Origin of the sequence: Actinomyces sp. HMSC08A09 (assembly GCF_001807465.1) — a bacterium.
Lineage (GTDB): Bacteria > Actinomycetota > Actinomycetes > Actinomycetales > Actinomycetaceae > Actinomyces > Actinomyces oris.
The window spans coordinates 59,875-80,511 of the sequence record NZ_KV789133.1 but is presented as its reverse complement, the minus strand read 5'-3'; the positions used below and the strand labels follow the sequence as shown (position 1 = coordinate 80,511).

Genomic DNA, 20,637 nt, shown 5'->3' with positions numbered 1-20,637 from the left:
CCTTGAGCAGGTGAAGCCACTCGATCCCCGGCTGATGCGTTACGCACGCTCCGCCCGCCGATACATCGCCGCCACCGCCGTCACCGGAATGGTGACCGCCGTGCTGGTGGTGGTTCAGGCCTTCCTCATCTCCGGTGCGGTCTCCTCGGTCATCTCCGAGGGGGCCGCACCGTCTGCCGTCAGGGCACTGGCGGTGGCTCTGGGCGGGGTCCTGGCGGCCAGGGCCCTGGTGGTCCTGCTCCAGGAGGTTCACGCCCACCGGTCCGCCACGGAGACCATCGTTGAGCTGCGCCGGCTGGTTCTGGAGCACGCGGCCCAACTGGGCCCCCGCTGGCAGGCGCTTCACGGGACGCAGACGGCCACTCTTCTGACTCGCGCGCTGGACGACCTCGAGCCCTACTTCACCCGCTACCTTCCCCAGCTGTTGCTGGCCTCGACGGTGACACCGGCCACGGTGCTGGTGCTCCTCACCCAGGACTGGTCGGCCGCGGTGGCCGTGGTGTGCACCTTGCCCCTCATTCCGATCTTCATGATCCTCATCGGCAGGATGACCCAGTCCGTCTCCCAGGAGCGTCTCAAGACCATGCAGGTCCTGGGCGATCAGGTGCTCGATCTCATCTCGGGCCTGCCCACGCTCAAGGCCCTCGGGCGCGAGCGGGGACCGGTCGAGCAGGTGCGCTCCTTGAGCCGCTCCTACCGGCGCACCACCATGTCGACCTTGCGGGTCGCCTTCCTGTCGGGGGCGGTCCTGGAGTTCATCACGACGCTGTCGGTGGCGATCATCGCCGTCCAGATCGGGTTCCGGCTCGTGGCCGGACGCATGGATCTGTTCACTGGCCTGCTCGTCCTCATGGTGGCCCCTGAGGTCTATCAGCCGCTGCGGCAGGTGGGTTTCCAGTTCCACGCCTCGGCCAACGGGGTGGCGGCGGCGAACGCGGTCTTCGAGGTTCTTCAGACCCCGGTGCCCGAGCACGGCGACCTGCCGGCCCCTGACCTGCGCTCGTCGACGATCGAGCTCGATGAGGTGTCCGTCGCCTCCCGGGGCGCGTGGGCCCCCGCCGGGCTCAGTGCCTCGATCCGGCCGGGCAGCCTGGTGGCGCTGACCGGCCCGTCAGGTGCGGGCAAGACGACGACGACGCAGGTCCTCCTCGGCCTGCTGCCCCCCGGCCGGGGGCGGGTGAGGATCGTGCCGGACGGCGGCGCCCCCAGCGGCGTCGTCGACCTCGCCCAGATCGATCCGGCCACCTGGTGGGAGCAGATCGCCTGGGTGCCCCAGCGCCCCACCATCACCCCGGGCACGGTGCTGGACAACGTCCTGGATCATGCCGAGCCAGGCGCCTCCACAGCGGAGGGGGTCCCCGACGTACTGGTCGAGGCGGCCCGGGCCACGGGCTTCGATGAGGTCGTCGACGGCCTGCCGCAGGGCTGGCAGACCCCGGTGGGCAGCGCAGGAGTGGGTTTATCCGTGGGACAGCGCCAGCGTCTGGCCCTGACCCGCGCCCTGTGCTCGACGGCGCCCCTGGTGGTCATGGATGAGCCGACCGCACACCTGGACGCGGCCAGTGAGGCCCACGTCCTGGACGCCGTCCGTGCGCTGCACGCCTCGGGGCGCACGGTGGTGGTCATTGCGCACCGTCCTGCGCTCATGGCCCTGGCCGAGCAGACCATCGCCGTGACGAGCCAACCGGTACCGCCGGCGGACATCGCACCTGACCGGACACCTGACCGGGTACCTGACCGGGTACCTGACCGGGCATCTGCCCATGAGGCGGCGACGGCGCAGGAGGAGGCCCTGTGAGCACGGCAAGCACATTGATCCCTGAGCCCCCTGAGACCCCCGTGAACCCCGCACATCCGACTGCCTCCGCCCTCTCCCCCGCGCTGTCCGCTGATGAGCGACGCTCCCTGCGCCGGGCGGTGGGACTGCTGAACCTGGACCGATCACGCTTCATCCTGGCCGTAGTCGCCGGGACGGCGGGTATGGCCTCGGCCGTGTCCCTGTCCGGGGTGGCGGCCTGGCTCATTGCGCGGGCCTCACAGATGCCCGACGTCGTCGCACTGGGGGTGGCGCCGGTGGCGGTGCGGCTCTTCGGCATCTCACGCTCCGTGCTGCGCTACTGCGAGAGGCTCGTCTCCCATGACACCGCCCTGAGAGGCATGGGCGCTCTGCGCACCCGCCTCTACGAGTCCCTGGCCTCAGCCCGCACCGACACGGTTGCGGGCCTGCGCCGCGGCGACGTCCTGGCGCGAGTGGGCAGCGACATCGACGCGGTCGGGGATCTCGTGGTGCGCGCCTATCTGCCGGCGGCTGTCGCCGCCGTCCTGGGCGCAGCCACATGTCTCGGCGTCGGCGTGGTCTACTGGCCGGCGGGCCTCATCCTGCTGGCCTGTCTGCTGCTGTCGGGACTGGTGGGCCCGTTGGCCACCATCCGTTCGGCGAGAATCGCCGAGCAGGCCCGTCAGAGGCAGGCCACTGAGCTGTCCGCGGAGGTGCTGGCGGTCCTGGAGGGGGCCCCCGAGCTGTCCGTCTCCGGGCGTCTGGCCGGCTCGATGCGCCAGGTCGCCTCCCGGGAGGAGAGCCTGACCCGTCTGCGGGACCGGGCCGCGGTACCGGCCGCGATCGCGGCGGCCGTGGACATGGCCGCCATGGGCCTGGCGGTCCTGGGAAACCTGGTGGTGGGGGTGAGCGCCGTGTCCTCCGGGCAGCTGGCCCCGGTCTGGCTGGCAGTGATCGTCCTGGTTCCACTGGCCGCCTTCGAGGCCACCTCAGCGCTCGGCCCGGCCAGCGTGCAGCTGGTCAGGTCGGCCGGCGCCGCCTGCCGCATCGTGGAGCTCATCGAGGCCGCAGAGGCCAGTGCCGCCAGCGGCTCCGCGACGTCCTCCGCGCCTCTGGAGCTGCCCGAGCCCTCTGCCCAGGGCCCGTACCTCAAGGCACGGGGTCTGGCGGTGGGCTGGCCGGGCGGCCCGGTGGTGGCCGAGGGCATCGACCTGGATCTGCGGGTCGGTCGCCGAGTGGCGATCGTGGGGCCGTCGGGGATCGGCAAGTCGACACTGCTGGCCACGCTGGCGGGGCTGCTGGAGCCTCGGGGCGGCACACTGACGCTCGACGGCGTCCCCCCGTGGCAGGCGGTCCACTCAGAGGTGGCGGCCCGGGTGTGCCTGACCGCGGAGGACGCGCACGTCTTCCACACCAGCGTCCTGGAGAACCTGCGCGTGGCGCGCGGGGACGTCACCCCCGCCGAGGCCGGCGAGCTGCTGAGGCGGGCCGGCCTGGGGAGGTGGCTCGAGGCTCTTCCCGAGGGAGTTGAGACCATCATCGGCACCGATGCCACCACATTGTCAGGTGGGGAGCGGCGTCGGCTCCTGCTCGCCCGGGCCCTGGCGGCTCCGGCTCCCCTGATGCTGCTGGACGAGCCCGGTGAGCATCTCGATGCCCTCACCGCGGACCGGCTCGTGACCGACCTGCTGACAGCGGGCGACCAGGGCCGCGGCACTCTCCTGGTCACCCATCGTCTCAGCGCCCTGGAGCACGCCGACGAGGTCCTCGTCATGGGACACCGGCCGCAGGCCACCGGCGAGCAGGCCCCGGCGACTATCCTGCACCGAGGCAGCCACCGCGAGCTCCAGGACGTCTCCGAGACCTACCGGTGGTCGCTCTCCCAGGAGGATCAGGACAGGCAGCAGGACCACGTATCCGGTACGAGCTGAACGAGCTGAGCACGATGACGACACCCCACCCGCAGCACGCAGCAGACACTCTCGGCGAGAGTCTTGGCTTCCCCGGTGTGCCCGAGGACGCCCCGGAGGAGCTCGACGGCCCCCCGGCGCGACGTGAGGAGGCGCTGGCGACCTCTTCGGAGGACAACGCCGCGGCGGGGCGTCTGGCCTACGCCGTCCACGCCGACCAGCTGGTCTCCACCCGTGGCCGCCGGGTGTCGGCCCTTCAGCCGAGCCTGGACGAGGCGACTGTCGCCCTCATCCAGGCGGCCCTGAGCCTGACCAGCTCCCTGCGGGTCCCCGACGCGCTGCGCCGTCTGGTGGAGTCGGCCTGCTCCATCACGGGTGCCTCGTGGGGAACCATCGCCGTGCTCAACCACGCGGACATGGATGTTGACCCGGCCGGCCCCCTCTCGCCCGATCCCTCCGGCGCGAGCTCGGGCACCGGTCTGTGCAGCGGGGTGCCCACGGCAACCCTCGATGAGCTCGCCCAGATGGCCGGCGCCCCCGATACCGCCGGTACTTCGCACGCCTCCTCTGAGTCCCTGCTCAGCGGGCTCGAGGGCACCGGGATGGTCATCGACAACGACCTGGGCAGGGCATCGGCCTTCACCGGTGCCATCGAGGGTGAGGAGACCGGCAGTCTGCTCTCGGCCCCGCTGCGCCTTCACGGCCAGGTCTACGGACATCTCTACCTGTGTGACAAGCCGGGGGGCTTCACCCGCTCGGACGCCGACGCCGTCCTGACCCTGGCCCAGGCCGCAGCCGTCGCCGTGGAGAACGCCCGCCTGTACCGCGAGGCCCGTGACCGCGAGCAGTGGATGGTGGTCTCCCAGGAGCTGACGACGCTACTGCTCTCGGGCGCCGAGGAGGATGACGCGCTGACGCTCATCGCCCACCGTGTCCGCCAGGTCGCTCACGCCGACACGGCCGCCCTCATCCTGCCCAGCATCGGGGAGCGCTGGATCTGCGAGATCGCCGACGGCGAGCACGCCAGGGAGCTGATCGGCACCTTCTTCCCGCCCGAGGGTCGGGCCCTGACCACCCTGGCCCATCAGACCGGCCTGGTCGTGGACTCCCTGGAGGACGCCTGGGGCGACGGCGACCTGATGGTCCCCCAGCTGGCCCAGTTCGGGCCGGCCCTCTACGCCCCCATGATCCACCGGGGGCGGGGCGTGGGGGTGATGCTGCTGCTGCGCTCCCCCGGCGCGGCACCCTTCACCGCCCAGGACCTGGAGATCGCCGAGCTCGTGGCGGGACAGGCCACCATGGCCTTCGAGCTGGCCGACGCCCAGCACGCCGAGGAGATGGCCACGCTGCTCGATGAGCGGGCCCGGATCGGCCGAGACCTGCACGACCTGGCCATCCAGCAGCTCTTCGCCACCGGGATGCAGATCTCCGCGGCCCGGGAACGGCTGGCCTCCAGCGCGCAGGCGGACCTGGATGCGGTGTGCTCCGTGCTGAGCACCGCCCTGGAGGCGGTGGACGACTCCGTGGGCCAGATCCGCTCCATCGTGCGTTCCCTGCGCGATCGCGATGAGGAGGTCGGGGTGATCGAGCGGCTGCGGCGCGAGGCCTCCCTGGCCCGCAACGCCCTGGGCTACGCCCCCTCGCTGCTGCTGAGCGTCGACGGCCGGGGTCTGGCCCAGGTGGACCGCGACGAGGAGGACCGGCTCATCGCCTCGGTCGACGCCGCCGTGGCACCGGATATTGCCGACGACATGGTCGCCGTCGTGCGTGAGGGACTGAGCAACGTGGCCCGTCACGCCCACGCCTCCTCGGTGACGGTGGACGTCAAGATCGAGGGGGTGCAGCCGGGCTCGGAGCAGTGCTGCGGCCCCGGCGACGACGAGGGTCACGCCTCGGGAGACGCCGAGCCCTTCCGGGGCAGCCCGGTGGTGGAGATCGTCTGCCGTGACGACGGCGTCGGGGTGAATCCCTCAGTGACGCGCCGTTCGGGGACGGCCAACATGGCCGAGCGGGCCCGCCGCCACGGCGGCAGCTTCGTCATTGGTCCACGGGCCCGCTCCGACGGCGAGCGGCGCGGCACCTGCTTCACCTGGCGAGTACCCCTGGACGGGGGCGGCCGGGTGCGCTGAGCCCACGTGCGCCCCTCAGTGGCGGGCTCAGCGCGCAGAAGGACCCGTCAGCTGTTGCGCCAGCCTGAGGCCCGCTGACCGGCGACCCAGGCGGCGACCTGGGTGCGTCGCTGCAGACCCATCTTGGCCAGCAGGGAGGTGATGTGGTTCTTGACCGTCTTCTCGGCGACTCCGAGCCGCTCACCGATCTCCCGGTTGGACAGGCCGTCGCCGATGAGGTCGAGGACCTTGCGCTCGGCGTTGGTCAGGTCGGCGGTGGGGTCGTCGTGGTCCGCCCGGCGGCGCGTCACGGTGCGCTCGTCGAGCAGGACGCGCCCGGAGGCGACGGCCCGCACAACGTCGCTGATCTCGGCACCGTGGACCGTCTTGAGCAGGTAGGCCCGGGCACCTGCCGCCAGGGCCTCGGCCAGGGCCTCGTCGTCGTCGAAGGAGGTCAGCACGATCGGCAGGGCCTGGGGCACGGAGTCCCTCAGCTCCTGCATGAGCTCGATGCCGGTGCCGTCGGGCAGCTGGAGGTCGACGAGGATGACATCGGGGCGGACCAGCTCGGCCCGACGCACCGCCTCGGCCCGGGATCCCGCCTCGGCGACGACGTCGAGCCCATCAGCGCGGTCAATGATCTCGGCGATGCCGCGACGGACGATCTCGTGGTCGTCCACGATCATGACGCGGACGATCTCCGACGATGGGGTGTGTGCCATACTCATGACATTACCAGGGTATGGAAACCTACGTCACAACCCTGGCAGCTCCGCGGTGATGCTGTCGTGGAGGCTGCCTGCGAGCACTGGCGGCGCCTAGCGGTGCCGGCGCGGACGGGTCTGGCAACGGGGACAGTAGGTGTGAGAACGCCCTCCCAGAGTCTCACGCACCATGGTGGCCTTGCAGCGGCGGCACTCCAGTCCTTGGCGCCCGTAGGCGCCCAGCTCGCGGGCGAAGAACCCGGCGGCACCCTCGACATCGACGTAGAGGGCGTCGAAGCTCGTGCCACCGACCTCAAGGGCCCGGCGCATGACCTCGGCGGTGGACTCGAGGATCCGTGCCACCACCCGTGGGCCGAGACCGGTTCCCGGGCGCAGGCCGTGCACCCCGGCCTCCCACAGGCCCTCGTCGGCGTAGATGTTGCCGATGCCCGAGACGAGTCCCTGGTCGAGCAGCTGGGTCTTGATGGCGCGCCTCGAGGCGCGTACCCGGGCGACGACGCCGGTGGGGCCGGTCAGCTCCAGGGCCGGGTCGAGCAGGTCACGGGCGATATGGGTGGCGTCGGCGGGCAGCAGCGGCCGCGGGTCGCCCATCCCGCCGGGAGCGCCGTCAGCGGTGGGGGTCAGGTCGACGACGTGCAGGCCACCGAGCATGCGCTGGTCGACCAGGTCGAGGACCGCCGCGCCGGCACCGTCGTCACCATCGGCGCCGTTGTCGCCGCCGAGGCCGGTGCTGAGGTGGAGGCGCACTCGCAGGTGGTGGGCGGAGGTGGAGATGTCCCGCACGTAGCGGGGCTGCTCGGTAGCACTCAGGTCCGCTGGGCGCCCGCCGGGCAGAGTGTCCGGATCGGCCAGGAAGGCCGCGGCACGGTGGGACTCCGGGGCAGCGTCAGGAGCGGTCGCGGCGGTGGTGCCGCGCACGAGCAGCTGGCCGCTCATGCCCAGGTGGGCCGACAGGGCGCGTCCGTCATCCAGGGGCAACCACAGGAACTTCCCGCGGCGGACGGCCGCGGTCAGGGTGCGCCCGGTGAGCTGGTCGACGAAGGCCTGCGCTCCCCCGTCCTGGCGGCGCAGCGGACGCGGATCGAGGACCTCGACGCGGGTGACGGTGCGTCCGGCCACGTGCCGGGCGAGACCGGCGCGCACCACCTCGACCTCGGGCAGCTCTGGCATCAGATCGTCTGGGAGCCCTGCCCGGTGAGCAGGTCAGCGCGCAGGGCCTCGTTGACTCCGGGCAGGTTGAGGCCGCCGTCGCCCCGGGCGGCCAGGATGGCGGCGTAGGCGGCCTCGGCGGCGTCATGCTCGGCAACCTTCTTCGAGCTGCCGGTGCCCTGCCCCAGGACCTCGCCGTCAACGATGGCGCTGGCGGTGAAGACCCGCTGGTGATCGGGGCCGGTTCCGGTGACCTCGTAGGCGGGGTTGCCGAGCTGGTGGACGGCGGTAAGCTCCTGGAGGCTCGTCTTCCAGTCCAGGCCCGCGCCGCGGGTGCGGGCCGAGTCCAGGAAGCGGGAGACGAGCCGGGTGACGACAGTGCGGGTCTCCTCCAGACCATGGGTGAGGTAGGTGGCGCCGATGAGGGCCTCGACCGTGTCGGACAGGATGGAGTCCTTGTCCCGCCCGCCCGAGAGCGCCTCGCCCTTGCCGAGCTTGATGAACTCCCCCAGTCCCAGGTCGCGGGCGACGGCGGCCAGGGCCGGCTCGGAGACGGTGGCCGCACGCATTTTGGCGAGCTGGCCCTCGGGGACCTCCGGGTGGGTGCGGTAGAGGTACTCGGTGACGATGATGCCCAGGACGGAGTCGCCCAGGAACTCCAGGCGCTCGTTGGTGGGCAGGCCGCCGTTCTCGTGGGCGTAGGAGCGGTGGGTCAGGGCCAGGTCGAGCAGGTGGGCGTCGATGCTCGGCCCCCAGCGGTAGACGAGGGCCTCGGTGTCGGTGCGCGCGGGCGGGGCGCTGCGGCGCTTGGCCATCAGGCCTGTTCCTCCCCGCTCGTGGGCGCGTCCTGCTCGCCCTCCTGACCGGTCTCGGTCTCCAGCAGGCCGGCCAGGGCGGACCAGCGCGGGTCAAGGACCTCGTGGTGGTGGTCGGCGGGCAGGTCCTCGAGCCGCTTGCCGCAGTCGGGGCACAGTCCGGGGCAGTCGGGGCGGCACAGGGGCTGGAAGGGCAGCGTGGGCACCAGGGCGTCGCGCAGTGCCGGCTCGAGGTCCAGGGTGGTCTCCCCCACCGCCAGGAGGTCCTCTGCCTCCTCATCGCCTTCGGCCCGCTGGGCCTCGATGACCTCGGGGAAGAGGTAGAGCTCGTCGATCCTCACGCTGCGGTCCTCATCGAGGTCGCGCAGGCAGCGCACGCACTCGCCGTGGACGTGCAGGTCGGCGTCGGCCTGCGCCAGGACGCCGTCGTCCATGGAGGTCAGGGTGACGTCGAGGGCGAGGTCGCTGCCCTCGGGCACGCCGATGACCTCCGTGCCCAGGTCGGCGGGGGCGGGGGTACGGATCTGCAGGTTCTTGACCGAGCCGGTGGCACGGGGCAGGTCGACGATATCGACGACGAGTCCTGACATGGGTTCCTCCACAGCGGGTTGACCGCGCCGCATCCAGCGATGACCGAGAGGGGCCCCAGCGGCATGATGTCCGCGTGATGCCCAGGTCATGTACCAGGTGATGCACATGGTGCTGGGCGGCTGGTGGGCGGGGTGATGGACGAGGTGTCTGGCGCGAGCGTACCCGGTGGGGCTGCGGCGCCTCTGGTTCAGTGGGCGGAGGGGTCCACGGACCAGCCCGAGCGGCGGCGCACGGGCTCCTGGATCTCCACCGGCTGGCCCGCGCCGTCGCCCAGGCGGCCGGCCAGGACCTCGCGGCCGGCGCGGATCTGCTCGGCGACCTTGGCGACCTCGGCCTCCAGGGAGGCCAGGGTGCGGTCGGAGTACTCATCGGCCCCATGACGCAGGGAGGCGGCCTTGTCCTCCGCCGCGGCCACGATGCTGTCGGCCCGGTCATTGGCCATGCGCACGATGTTCTCCCCGGCCACGAGCCGCTCGGACTCCTCCTGGGCGTACTGGACGAGCCGTTCGGACTCGGCCCGTCCCTCAGCCAGGACGGCGTCGGCATCGGCGACGATCTTCTCGGCACGGCGAACGGCGCTCGGGACCGCGTCACGAGCCCGGTCGATGAGGTGCAGGGCGTTCTCCCGGTTGACGATCGCCGAGGCGCTCATCGGCATGGATCGGGCGCTGCTGATGAGCTCGTCGAGCTCATCGAGGATGCGCAGCAGGTCTTCTCCGGCATCGCGGCTGGTCGTCACGGTAGGTCCTCTCGAGTGTGGTCGGCGCCGACGAAGCGGCTTGGCGGGGTCCCGGGCGGGACGAGTCCAGAGTCGACGCCGTCGTGGGCTGCAGACCCGGGGGCCTGAGCCAGCCGGACCGCCAAGGCGTGGGCCACAGCGGGCGGGACGAGGGCGGAGACGTCCCGGCCATAGCCGGCGACGTCCTTGACGAGGGAGGAGGAGATGTGCGCGTAGGCGGCGGAGGCGGGCAGGAAGACCGTTTCGGGCGCCCCCAGGTCGCGGTTGAGCAGGGCCATGGGCAGCTCGGCGTCCAGGTCGCTGCCGCTGCGCAGGCCCTTGATGATGGCGTTCGCGCCGTGCTGAGTGCAGTAGTCGGCCAGGAGCCCGGGGACGATGTCCACCTCAACACCGGGCAGGTGGGAGGTGGCCTCCCTGGCCAGGTGGAGGCGTTCGTGGGCGTCGAGCAGATGGCGTCCGGCCTTGGCGGCGTTGTGGGCGATTCCGATGACGACGACGTCGAAGAGCGTGGTCGCGCGGGCGGCGATGTCGACGTGCCCCAGGGTGAGGGGATCGAAGCTTCCGGGGTAGACGGCCAGGCTCATACGGTCACGCTACTGGCTGGGCCCGCCGCGGTGCGGGACGCGCGCCGCACCGCCCACGCCAGCACGCCAACGCGGCGCCCCGGGATCCTGGGGCGGCGCTGCTATATTTTCCTTGTGTCCACACGCGTGACCCTCAGTGACGTGGCCGAGGCCGTCGGAGTCTCAGCGCAGACCGTCTCCCGCGTACTCAACAACCACCCGTCGGTCCGTCCCGAGACACGTCAGAAGGTTCTGGCGGCCGTTCAGGCGCTGGGTTATGAGCCGAACCTCGCCGCCCGGTTACTGGCCTCGGGATCCTCCGGAGCCGTGGGCATCCTGCTGACGGCCGGGCTGTCGCACGGGATGGCCTCCACCTTCTCCGCGATCGCCAGGGCGGTGCGCGAGCGGGGGGACACCTTCGTCCTGGCCACCGCCGAGGGCGGCGACCCGGAGTCCGTGCGACAGGCACTGGCTCACCTGCACGGTCACCGCGTGGCGACCATCGTGGTCCTGGCCCAGCGCGCCGACGTCCTGACCATCCTCTCGTCCCAGCGCCACCGCGGTCCGGTCGTGGTCATCATCTCGGGGCAGCACGAGTTCTCCGAGCTGGCCACCGTCTCCATCGACCAGGCCCTGGGAGCCAGGCTGGCCACGGAGCATCTTCTGGATCAGGGGCGCAACCGCCTGCTGCACGTCACCGGGGACCTGTCCTGGCAGGACGCCTCGGAGCGCCTGGCCGCCTACCAGGCGGCGTGCGCACAGGCCGGGGTTCCCGGCCGCTGGGTGGGCACGGACGCCTGGACGGGAGAGGCCGGGGCCAAGGTCGCCAGGCGCCTGCTCGACAGCGGTCTGCCCGACGCCGTCTTCGCCGCCAACGATGACATCGCCCTGGGGTTGTGCCATGAGCTGCTCGCCGCCGGCGTGAGGATCCCCGACGACGTCGCCGTCGTCGGCTTCGATGACATCCCCCTGGCACGTTGGGCGACCCCGTCCCTGTCCAGCGTCACGCAGGACTTCGACGCCCTGGGAAGGACCGCACTGAGCCTGTCCGATGAGCTCATGGAGGGTGGCGCCCCTCGCAAGGTCACCCTGACCCCACAGCTGGTGATTCGAGACTCCTCGCCCGGTCGGTCGTCCGGGTGACATCGTCATGAAGTGCGGGTGGGGGCTCCCTGTGCTCCAGGCAGCCCCCACCTGTACCAGCAGGGTCTTTCGGCGCGGTTGTCTTCGGCACCGCCCTGCTGAGACCGAACGCTCAGGTTCCAGACACGGCGACCGTCGCGGCGTCCTCGCGGTCCGCACGCAGCGTGTAGAACCCGTAGGCGGCGACGATGCTCAGGCAGACACCCACCGTCACATAGGAGAACGACGCTGAGGTGCGGTCCATGATCCACCCTTGAACCAGAGGCATCGTAGCGCCACCGATAATGGCCATGACCAGACCGGCGGCCCCGAACTTAGTGTCCTCCCCCAATCCCTTGAGCGCCTCACCGTAGATGGTGGGGAACAGCAGCGAGATGCTGGCCGACATCATCGCCACTGCAACGGCTCCAGCGATATTGACACTCACCATAGCGAACAGCGACAGACCGACACCGAACAGGCACATGACGATCATGAGCTTGCGGGCATCGAATCGTCCCATAAGCCCCACCATGAGAAAACGGAAGACCAGGAAGACGATGAGACTCGCCTGCAACCAGTATCCGGCGACCTTGTCCGACACCCCCAGAGCATCTGTGACGTAGTGAAGGGTAAAGGTCCAGATGCAAGTCTGAGCCGCAATGTTGAAGAACTGGGCCACCACCCCGAAGCTGTAGCGCTTATTGCCCAGCAGTCGCGCGAGCCGTCCACCCGATGAAGCCGTTTGCCCCGAGGTGGCCACAGGCGCTTCGGTCACCTTGACGAAGGCGATCGACGCCGCCAGAGCGATGTAGAACAGACTGAGTGCCACGAAGGGCCCCATGACGGCCTGCAGCTCGGAGGAGCGGGTGGACAGCAGCTCGGCCTCACTCATGGACGCTCGCTGCTCCGCCGTCGCGGGATTGACGTAGGGCAGGATGAGCGTCGTCGCAATCAGCACCCCAAGGTTGGATCCAATGGGGTTGAAGGCCTGAGCGAAGTTGAGACGCCGCGTGGCATTGTGCTCCGGCCCCATCGACATGACGAAGGGGTTGGCGCTGGTCTCCAGAATGGACAGCCCTGAGGCCAGGGTGAATAACGCGGCCAGGAACATCGAGTAGGTCATGACGTGGGACGCAGGGATGAACAAAAGTCCCCCCGCGGCGGCCAGGCCGAGTCCGATGAGGACCCCTCCCTTGTATCCCAGACGACTGTTGATGAAGGCCGCCGGGATCGCCAGGCAGAAGTAAGCCCCATAGTAGGCCGACTGCACCAAGGAGGACTGGGCATTGTTCATGGAGAAGACCGAACGGAAGACCTTGACCAGCGGTGCGGTCATGTCTCCAGCCATTCCCCACGCCGCGAAGCAGGAGACCAGCAGACAGAAGGGCAGCACCATGCCGGGATACAGGAACCCCCGCTTGGCCGTCCCCTCCCGGACGGGGGCCTCCTCAGCCACGGACTCACGGATCGCAGTCATCACAGCACGCCCTTCTTGAGAATGAGATTGCCGTAGAGGGCGGTCTCCCCGGTGAGGACGACGGCGTAGACGCTGGGGGTGTAGTCGTAGAAGGCCATGCGCTCAATCGTCTTGACGCTCACCGGTCCGGCATCCTTCTCGGCCTCGTTCCAGATCTGCTCGTAGACGTCCCACACCGGAGGCCGAGGGTCGTCGCCCACCGTCTCCATGAGGGCCACCTGGTAGCTGCTGTAGCGGTCCAGGGGCATGAGCGTGAGGATGGACCGCAGCAGGTCGGGGATCCCCAAGCCGTCGGCCCGCACTGTAGTGGGGTGGAGGTGATGCCCGGGGAAGTTCGCATCGGCCAGGAGAATCTCATCCCCATGGCCCATCTCGAGCAGGATCTTGACGAGTTCCGGTGACAGGTTGGCGGGAATGTTGCGGAGCATCGTTGCTCCTTTCGTGTGGTGGGTGTTCAGTTCAATGTGTGGTTGTGCTCGACGTGCCTGGCGGTCAGTCGGCGGTGGCGTTGCCCAGCCGTTCCCGCATGGCGTCGAAGGCGCCGGGATCGGCGATGGTCCCGGAGGCCTCGACCTCCACGGAGCCGATGCTGCGGCGCAGCACCTCACCGCGAGCACTCGGGTCGAGGACGTCGGCGGCCTCGAGCTGGGCGAGGATGTTGCCCAGGGCACTGGCCTCCGGCGTGCCCACGATGACCTGGCGGTGGCAGGCCGCCGCCGTCATGGCCGGCAGGAGGCTGTTGCGAGCCCCGCCTCCCACCAGGTGGATCGGTGCCGCCGGGTCCAGCTGGTCGCCGACGACGCCCTGCAGCCCCTGGGCGTAGGCGGCGTGGGCGCAGGCGAGCGACTCGAGGATGAGCCGGACCGTCTGCGCCGGCCCCTCGGGAGCCACCTTGTAGTGACTGCGGCACCACTGGGCGATCTTGGCCGGCATGTCGCCGGGACTGGCGAAGAGCTCATCATCGGGGTCGATGACGACCCCGATGGAGGCGCAGTCTCCCGCCGCCTCGACCAGTGCACCGGTGTCGGGCTCGTTCCAGGCTCGCTGGCACTCCTGGAGCAGCCAGAAGCCGGTGAGGTTGCGCAGCAGCCGGATGCCTCCGTCGGTGCGCACCTCGTTGGTCAGTCCGGCCCGCAGCGCCGCTGCGTCCAGGACGGGGCTGGGAACCGCCGCCCCGATGAGGCTCCAGGATCCCGAGGAGATGAACAGGCGCACCTCGTCACCGGCCAGACCGAGCGCATGGACGGCGCAGGCGGTGTCGTGCCCGCCGGGACGCACGATGGTGATCCCCTCCGGGGTCGTCCCGGCCACCGTGGCGTCGTCGACGAGCGGGGGCATCCACCCCTCAGGAATCCCGGTGGCCTGAAGCACGCGAGCCGACCACTCTCGCGCCCCCGGTGAGGCGAGCCCGGTGGTCGAGGCGATCGCCCGCCCCGCCTGCGCGGGGGCTCCGAGCAGGTGGGCCACGAGGTCGGGCAGGGGCAGGAAGCGATCCACCCGATCGATGAGGTCGGGCTCCTGCCTCAGGTCCGCGTAGAGCTGATAGACCGTGTTGATCTGCTGGGGCAGGATGCCGGTCTCCCGCCAGGCGGCCTCCACAGGGAGGGCCCGGTCCAGGTCCACGGCCCAGCGGGCCATGCGCCGGTCCCGGTAGGCACGAGGGGCGCGCAGCAGCTCTCCGTGGGCGTCGAGCAGGCCGTAGTCGACCCCCCAGGTGTCGATGCCGATGGAGTCGGGGACCCGCCCCAGGCGCTGCGTCGCCATGGCGATGCTCCGACGAACACCATCCATGATGCGCTCGAGATCCCAGGTGAGGGTGCCGTGGTCGTCCACCACCTGGTGGTGGAGGCGGAAGACCTCCTCGGTGCTGATGACCCCCTGCCGGTAGGTCCCCAGGACCGCTCGCACGGAGCTGGAGCCGAGGTCGAGGGCAAGGGCGTGGTGCTCGTCGGTGCTCGTCATGGCGGCGACCCGTCAGCGGTAGAGAGGACCGAAAGTGGCGCAGGCCCGGAAGTCGGCGCTCTCGGGCTCGGCGGTACCGAAGGGCACCCAGGCCTTGGGGCGCAGGATCCTCTCGCGCTCGACGTTGTGCATGTAGACGGGGATGCGCAGCATCGAGGCCAGGGTGATGAGGTCGGCGCCGAAGTGCCCGTAGCCGGTGGCCGTGTGGTTGGCGCCCCAGTTGGCCATCCAGTCGTAGACGGAGGTGAAGGCGCCCTGGCCGGTCAGGCGCGGGACGAAGAAGGTCGTCGGCCAGGTCGGGTCGGTGCGGTTAACGATCTGGTCGCGCACGTCGTCGGGCAGCTCCACGGTCCAGCCCTCGGAGATCTGGAGGACCGGTCCCTGGCCGGCCACGAAGTTCAGGCGGGTCGCGGTGACGGGCATGCCGCCGGCGGTGGTGAAATGCGTGGAGAAGCCGCCTCCGGGGAAGTACTCGCGGGTGGCGGCGTGGAAGGTGGAGGCCTTCAGATCCGCCTCGATGTCCGCCTCGGTGATCTCCCACCAGTGCTTGATGATGGGGTTGCCCTCGGCGTCCTTCTCCTCACCGGTGGCGTTGAGCGTGGTGGCCCCGGAGTTGCGCAGGTCGATGAAGCCGTTCTCGGCGCGTCCCTCGAGCTTGTAACCGGTGACCCGCTCAACGGCCTCGGGGCTCCAGTAGGTGCGCACATCGCTGAAGAGCTGGGGACGGTGGGTCAGGACGGAGTTGAAGAGCATGGCCACGGCGTTGCCGGCGTCGCCCTCCGTGGCGAAGACCTTCTCGGGCCGCTTGCCGTTCCAGTCGAAGGTGGTGTTGAGGAAGGTCTCGAGGATGTCGCCGTTGGGCTTGTAGTCCGTCCACTGACGCTGCCCCTGGAAGCCCGCCGCGATGGCGTCGTGGCCCTCGGCCTCCTCGACGAAGCCCAACTCGGCCAGGGCGGGGTTGCCCTCCATGAGGTCGCGGCCGATGAGGAGCATCTTGATGCAGTAGTCGAACTGCTCGTCGTACTCCTCCTGGGTGAAGCGGTTGGCCTCGGGGTTGCGGTTCTCCCCGATGGTGAGGTGCTCCCGGGCCCAGGCCAGGGCGGTCTCGTACTCCTGGTGGTCGTAGATGCCGTGCGCGATACGGCGGTCGATCTCGATCATGTCGATGTACTCGGCGCGCATACCCAGGTAGTCGACGAAGAACTGCTCAGGGACGCGGCAGCCCGCGATCCCCATGGAGACGGTCCCGATCGAGAGGTAGCTGCGCCCCTTCATGAGGCCGACCCCCAGGGCGGCGCGCACGTAGCGCAGGATGTTCTCGACGACGTCGTCGGTCAGGCCCGAGTCGTCGGCGTCCTGCACGTCGTGACCGTAGATGCCGAAGCAGGGGATGCCCAGCATGTTGTAAGCGGCGGCCGCGGCGGCCAGGGTCACGGCCCCGGGGCGCTCAGTGCCGTTGAAGCCCCAGATGGCGTGCGGGATGGAGGGGTCGAGGTCAAGGACCTCGGTGATGTAGTTCCAGGAGGCGGTGACGGTCAGGTCGGCACACACGTTCTCGGTGCGGAACTGCTCCTTGCAGCGGTTGGCCTCGGCCACGCCACCGATCGCGGTCTCGGAGACCACGCAGCGCACCGGGCTGCCGTCGGGGTAAGTCAGGCGCGAGGAGATGAGCTCGGCGACATCCTTGGCCAGCTGAGCGGTCTTGTCCTCGAGGGACTCCCTCACGCCACGACGACGTCCGTCAATGAGGGGACGGATTCCGATGGCGGGGTAGGACGCAGCGGACATGGCAAGTTTCCTTTCACTGGGCGACGATGACCAGGACCCACATCAATGTGAGCGCAAACATATGATGCCCCTGACCGAACGGTCATGTCAAGCATGAAAACAGAAACGCGAAATCGTAGACATGAGAGCGCCAACATGAGACGATGCCTCGGTACCACTTCTGACGCAACGGGGCGCGCAGCGGTACGCCCCGGGGAAAGAGCCCATCATGCTTCTCAACGACGCTCGACAGCAGATCGCCGATGCCTGCTCCCACTTGTCCGACGACGGCCTGGTCGTCGGCACCGCCGGTAACTTGTCCGTTCGGGAGGGGGACCTGGTCGCCATCACCCCCTCGGGGCTGCCCTACCAGGAGATGCGCCCCGACCTGGTCGCCGTGGTCGAGTACGCCACCGGCAAGCAGGTCGAGGGGCCGCTCAAGCCCGCCAGCGAGCTGGACCTGCACCTGACCGCGCTGCGGGCGACCGGACAGATGTCGGTCGTGCACACCCACTCCTATGCGGCCACTACCGTGGCCAGCCTCGAGGGCGTGAGCGCGCTCCCGGCCGTGCACTACTACATCTGCATGTTCGGCGGCAGCGACGTGCGGGTGGCCGACTACGCCATCTACGGTTCCCCCGAGCTGGCCGCCAATGTCGCCAAGGCCCTCAAGGGACGCACCGCGGCCCTCATGAGCAACCACGGATCCGTGGTGACCGGCCCGGACCTGGCCTCCACCTACGTCCTGGCCCAGGAGCTGGAGTGGGTCTGCGAGCTCTATCTGCGCACGCTCGCCGTCGGCACCCCCAAGATCCTCACCGACGAGCAGATCGAGGCGGTCGCGTGCAAGATCCGGGACACCGGCTACGGTCAGCACGCCCCGGCCGAGGAGGGCTGAGCGCCGCGGCCACAGGGGACGCGGCCTGCCGGCCGGGTAGGGTCTTCCCCATGACGAGGATCGTGGCCGGAACCGTGGGCGGACGCAGGATCGAGGTGCCCCGGTCCGGGACGCGCCCCACCTCCGAGCGCGTCCGCGAGGCTCTTTTCGCCCGCCTCGACCACTACGGGGTGCTCGACGACGCTCGGGTGCTGGACCTGTGCGCAGGCTCGGGGGCCCTGGGCCTGGAGGCCGCGAGCCGGGGAGCCGACGAGGTCACGCTCGTGGACTCCTCGCGCGGTGCGTCGCAGACCTGCCGACGCAACATCCACTCACTGGGCCTGAGTGGGGTATCGGCGGTGACCGCGAAGGCGGCCGCCTTCCTGGCCGGCCCGGCGGGCGCTCCGGCGGACCTGGTACTGATCGATCCTCCCTACGAGCTGAGCGAGGAGGAGCTCACCGCGATCCTCACTGCCCTGGTCCGCAGCGAGGATCCATGGCTGGCGCCGCGCGCCGTCGTCGTCGTCGAGCGCTCGACGCGCTCACCGGAACCCACCTGGCCGGCGGGGCTGGAGCGCTTCGCGGACAAGCGGTACGGCGAGACCACGGTCTGGTTCGCCGAACCGGCCTGAGCCGGGGACACTCCTCGACCCTCACCCTGGTGCCTCAAGCTCTTTCGAGGAAGGCCTGGGACTCCTCATCGAGGCGCTCGACGATCGCTGCGGCCAGGGCCCGGTGGTCGCTCAGCTGAGGATCGGCGGCCACGATCCGCTCGGCCTGACGCCTCGCGGTGGCAATGAGGCGGGCATCGCGGGTCACGCGCAGCAGGTCCAGCCCGGAGGTGCGCCCCGACTGCGAGGCCCCCAGGACGTCACCTTCGCTGCGCAGCTCGAGGTCGGCCTCGGCCAGCGCGAATCCGTCCGTAGTGGAGGCGAAGGCCTTGAGCCGGTGGAAGGCGATGGAGCCGACCTGTGCACCGGTGACCGCCACGCACAGGGACGGCCTGCTGCCACGCCCGACCCGCCCGCGCAGCTGGTGGAGCTGGGACAGTCCGAAGCGCTCGGCGTCCAGGATGACCATCATGGAGGCCTCGGGTACGTCCACCCCCACCTCGATGACAGTGGTGGACACCAGGACCGGGGTGTTGCCCGAGGCGAAGTCGGCCATGGCGGCCGCCTTGTCCTCACCACTCATGCGTCCAGTGAGAACCCCGACGCCGATGCCCCCCAGAGCGGGCTCGCCGGCCAGTCGCTGCCTCCAGTCCTCGACGGCGGCCAGCGGGCGGTCGGGATGCGAGCCGTCCCCCTCCTCCGCGAGCGCCTCCTGCTTCGGCCCGTCATCGGTCTCGACAGCCGCCGCGCCGTCCATCGGCGCCTGCCGGGGCTCGTCGTCGACCTCGATCCGTGGGCACACGACGTAGACCCGCCCCCCGGAGGCGACCTCCTTGGCGGCACGCCGCCAGATGCCCTCCACCCAGGAGGTGCGCGACCACGGGACGAGGTGGGTGGGTACGGCGCTGCGCCCGGCGGGCAGCTCGTCCAGGACGGAGGTGGCCAGGTCTCCGAAGACCGTCATGGCGATGGTGCGCGGAATCGGGGTGGCGGTCATGACCAGGAGGTGGGGCGTGTGGGTCTGTCCGGTGGCCGGGTCGGTCAGACCGCCGCGCTCGCGCAGGGCGTCGCGCTGGGCGACGCCGAAGCGGTGCTGCTCGTCGACGACGACCAGGCCGAGGAAGGGGATCTGCACCGTGTCGGACAGCAGGGCGTGGGTCCCCACGACGATCGCCGGCTCACCGGCGGCCAGCTCAGTGAGGATCCGACGGCGCTGAGCGGCGGGGGTGGAGCCGGTCAGCAGGTGGACGCGGGTGGCGCGTTCGGCGCCGCCAAGCATCCCGAGGCGGGCCATGGGCCCCAGGACCGCCTCCAGTGAGGAGTGGTGCTGGGCGGCGAGGACCTCGGTGGGGGCCAGGAGGGCGGCCTGCCCGCCGCCTCCGACCACCTGGAGCATGGCGCGCAGGGCCACGAGGGTCTTTCCACTTCCCACGTCGCCCTGAAGAAGGCGTTGCATGGGAACGGTGCGGGCCAGGTCGGCGGAGATCTCCTCACCGACCCGCTTCTGCCCGGCGGTCAGGTCGTAGGGCAGGCGGGCGTCGAGGTCCGCTCTCAGGGAGCCCTCCGCCTCCGGTACGGGCCAGGCGACCGCGGTGCATGTCGCCTCATGATGGGCTCGACGCTGGGCCAGGGCGACCTGCAGGATGAGGGCCTCCTCGTGGCGCAGCCGTTTCCGGGCGGCTTTCCACTGCCCGGAGTCCTCGGGCCGGTGCACCCAGCGGTAGGCGGTGTAGGCGTCGACCAGCTCCGCCTCGCGCCGCAGCTCCTCGGGGAGGGGGTCGGCGACGTCGCCCGGCTCCAGCTGGTCCAGGACGCTGCGCACCGCCTTGGCCACCAGCCAGGACGGGAGGGCCTCCGTGCCGGGGTAGATGGGCATGGGTCGGGCCAGCAGGGCCGCGCGCTCGTCCTCATCGAGCTCGTCGAGGACGTACAGGCGCGGGTTGGACAGCTGCTTGCGTCCACGGTGGAGTCCCACCTTGCCGCTGAGCAGGACGGTGGTTCCGGGGGCCAGCTGGGCGGCTCGGGCGCGCATCTGGCCGGCCGCACCGAACTGGACGAGGTCCATGGTGGAGGCGCCGTCGGTGACGGTGGCCTCCATAAGGGCCGGGACCCGTCCGGAGCGGGTGCGCCGGGAGGAGGCGCGCACGACCTGGGCCTGGATGGTGGCTTGCTCACCCTCGACGAGGGTGCGCATATCGGTCAGCTCCCCCCAGGTGTCGTAGCGCCGGGGCAGCAGGCGCAGCAGATCCGCCCCGGTCTCCACCCCCTGCTTGGCGAGCTGTGCGGCCGTGCGCTTGCCCACGAGCCGGGTCACGGGACGCTCGAGCAGGCCGACGCTGCCAGGACGGGGCGTGCAGGGTGAGCGATCAGACGAGCCGGACACGGCCCCACCCTATGACGAAGAAGCCTGGGAGCCCTTCATGACCCGAGGCGCTTGCATA

The 20,637-nt window shown here is 70.4% G+C and carries 17 protein-coding genes; 6 read left to right on the top strand and 11 right to left on the bottom strand.

The window, feature by feature from the left end:
• The first annotated feature begins 10 nt into the window (after window positions 1–10).
• The 3 genes from cydD to HMPREF3165_RS08625 are packed head-to-tail and all read left to right on the top strand — an operon-like array spanning window position 11 to window position 5,816.
• Window positions 11–1,798: a thiol reductant ABC exporter subunit CydD gene (gene cydD, locus HMPREF3165_RS08635; RefSeq protein ID WP_070512482.1), complete on the top strand. Its 1,788-nt coding sequence runs from the start codon at window positions 11–13 to the stop codon at window positions 1,796–1,798.
• Window positions 1,795–3,708 carry a thiol reductant ABC exporter subunit CydC gene (gene cydC, locus HMPREF3165_RS08630; protein WP_070512481.1) on the top strand — a complete coding sequence of 638 codons (1,914 nt, stop codon included), beginning with the start codon at window positions 1,795–1,797 and terminating at the stop codon, window positions 3,706–3,708. The genes cydD and cydC overlap by 4 nt, the downstream gene beginning before the upstream one ends.
• A 14-nt stretch (window positions 3,709–3,722) precedes the next feature.
• Complete coding sequence (locus HMPREF3165_RS08625) at window positions 3,723–5,816, top strand: GAF domain-containing sensor histidine kinase (protein ID WP_004565180.1); 2,094 nt, start codon at window positions 3,723–3,725, stop codon at window positions 5,814–5,816.
• Window positions 5,817–5,863: 47 nt separating this feature from the next.
• Here the strand turns inward: HMPREF3165_RS08625 and HMPREF3165_RS08620 are convergent, their stop codons facing one another.
• From HMPREF3165_RS08620 to coaD, 6 genes are all read right to left on the bottom strand, one after another.
• Window positions 5,864–6,523, bottom strand: a complete 660-nt coding sequence (locus HMPREF3165_RS08620; RefSeq protein WP_020991587.1) for a response regulator — start codon at window positions 6,521–6,523, stop codon at window positions 5,864–5,866.
• A gap of 90 nt (window positions 6,524–6,613) precedes the next feature.
• Window positions 6,614–7,690 (bottom strand): bifunctional DNA-formamidopyrimidine glycosylase/DNA-(apurinic or apyrimidinic site) lyase, encoded by a 1,077-nt coding sequence (gene mutM, locus HMPREF3165_RS08615; protein ID WP_004565182.1) that lies wholly within the window; start codon window positions 7,688–7,690, stop codon window positions 6,614–6,616.
• Window positions 7,690–8,484, bottom strand: a complete 795-nt coding sequence (gene rnc, locus HMPREF3165_RS08610; RefSeq protein WP_004565183.1) for a ribonuclease III — start codon at window positions 8,482–8,484, stop codon at window positions 7,690–7,692. The genes mutM and rnc overlap by 1 nt, the downstream gene beginning before the upstream one ends.
• Window positions 8,484–9,074, bottom strand: coding sequence for a YceD family protein (locus HMPREF3165_RS08605; protein WP_004565184.1), 591 nt, complete (start codon window positions 9,072–9,074; stop codon window positions 8,484–8,486). Before HMPREF3165_RS08605 ends, rnc begins: the two co-directional genes overlap by 1 nt.
• Window positions 9,075–9,262: 188 nt before the next feature.
• Window positions 9,263–9,814, bottom strand: a complete 552-nt coding sequence (locus HMPREF3165_RS08600) for an ATP synthase subunit B family protein (RefSeq protein ID WP_009406330.1) — start codon at window positions 9,812–9,814, stop codon at window positions 9,263–9,265.
• Entirely contained in the window at window positions 9,811–10,398 is a 588-nt protein-coding gene (gene coaD / locus HMPREF3165_RS08595) for a pantetheine-phosphate adenylyltransferase (RefSeq protein WP_004565186.1), read from the bottom strand. The genes HMPREF3165_RS08600 and coaD overlap by 4 nt, the downstream gene beginning before the upstream one ends.
• Before the next feature lie 114 nt (window positions 10,399–10,512).
• Between coaD and HMPREF3165_RS08590 the strand changes: the two genes are divergently transcribed.
• Window positions 10,513–11,520: a LacI family DNA-binding transcriptional regulator gene (locus HMPREF3165_RS08590; protein WP_004565187.1), complete on the top strand. Its 1,008-nt coding sequence runs from the start codon at window positions 10,513–10,515 to the stop codon at window positions 11,518–11,520.
• Between the two features lie 112 nt (window positions 11,521–11,632).
• On the opposite strand, the gene fucP is transcribed toward HMPREF3165_RS08590, so the two are convergent.
• The 4 genes from fucP to HMPREF3165_RS08570 all read right to left on the bottom strand — a co-directional run bounded on the left by fucP (window position 11,633) and on the right by HMPREF3165_RS08570 (window position 16,729).
• Entirely contained in the window at window positions 11,633–12,979 is a 1,347-nt protein-coding gene (gene fucP, locus HMPREF3165_RS08585; RefSeq protein ID WP_020991589.1) for an L-fucose:H+ symporter permease, read from the bottom strand.
• The gene (locus HMPREF3165_RS08580; protein WP_003781586.1) at window positions 12,979–13,407 is read right to left on the bottom strand and encodes an RbsD/FucU family protein; all 429 of its coding nucleotides are present in this window, start codon (window positions 13,405–13,407) and stop codon (window positions 12,979–12,981) included. The genes fucP and HMPREF3165_RS08580 overlap by 1 nt, the downstream gene beginning before the upstream one ends.
• 64 nt (window positions 13,408–13,471) lie before the next feature.
• The gene (locus HMPREF3165_RS08575; protein WP_004565189.1) at window positions 13,472–14,941 is read right to left on the bottom strand and encodes a rhamnulokinase; all 1,470 of its coding nucleotides are present in this window, start codon (window positions 14,939–14,941) and stop codon (window positions 13,472–13,474) included.
• Between the two features lie 12 nt (window positions 14,942–14,953).
• Window positions 14,954–16,729, bottom strand: a complete 1,776-nt coding sequence (locus HMPREF3165_RS08570) for an L-fucose isomerase (RefSeq protein ID WP_004565190.1) — start codon at window positions 16,727–16,729, stop codon at window positions 14,954–14,956.
• 208 nt (window positions 16,730–16,937) lie between these two features.
• Here HMPREF3165_RS08570 and HMPREF3165_RS08565 point away from each other — a divergent pair, with 208 nt between their 5' ends.
• Window positions 16,938–17,606, top strand: coding sequence for a class II aldolase/adducin family protein (locus HMPREF3165_RS08565; RefSeq protein ID WP_004565191.1), 669 nt, complete (start codon window positions 16,938–16,940; stop codon window positions 17,604–17,606).
• Window positions 17,607–17,656: 50 nt separating this feature from the next.
• Window positions 17,657–18,217 (top strand): 16S rRNA (guanine(966)-N(2))-methyltransferase RsmD, encoded by a 561-nt coding sequence (rsmD, locus tag HMPREF3165_RS08560; protein WP_083303262.1) that lies wholly within the window; start codon window positions 17,657–17,659, stop codon window positions 18,215–18,217.
• A 34-nt stretch (window positions 18,218–18,251) separates the two neighbouring features.
• Here the strand turns inward: rsmD and HMPREF3165_RS08555 are convergent, their stop codons facing one another.
• Window positions 18,252–20,510 (bottom strand): ATP-dependent DNA helicase RecG, encoded by a 2,259-nt coding sequence (locus tag HMPREF3165_RS08555; RefSeq protein ID WP_070512704.1) that lies wholly within the window; start codon window positions 20,508–20,510, stop codon window positions 18,252–18,254.
• Between the last annotated feature and the right edge of the window lie 127 nt (window positions 20,511–20,637).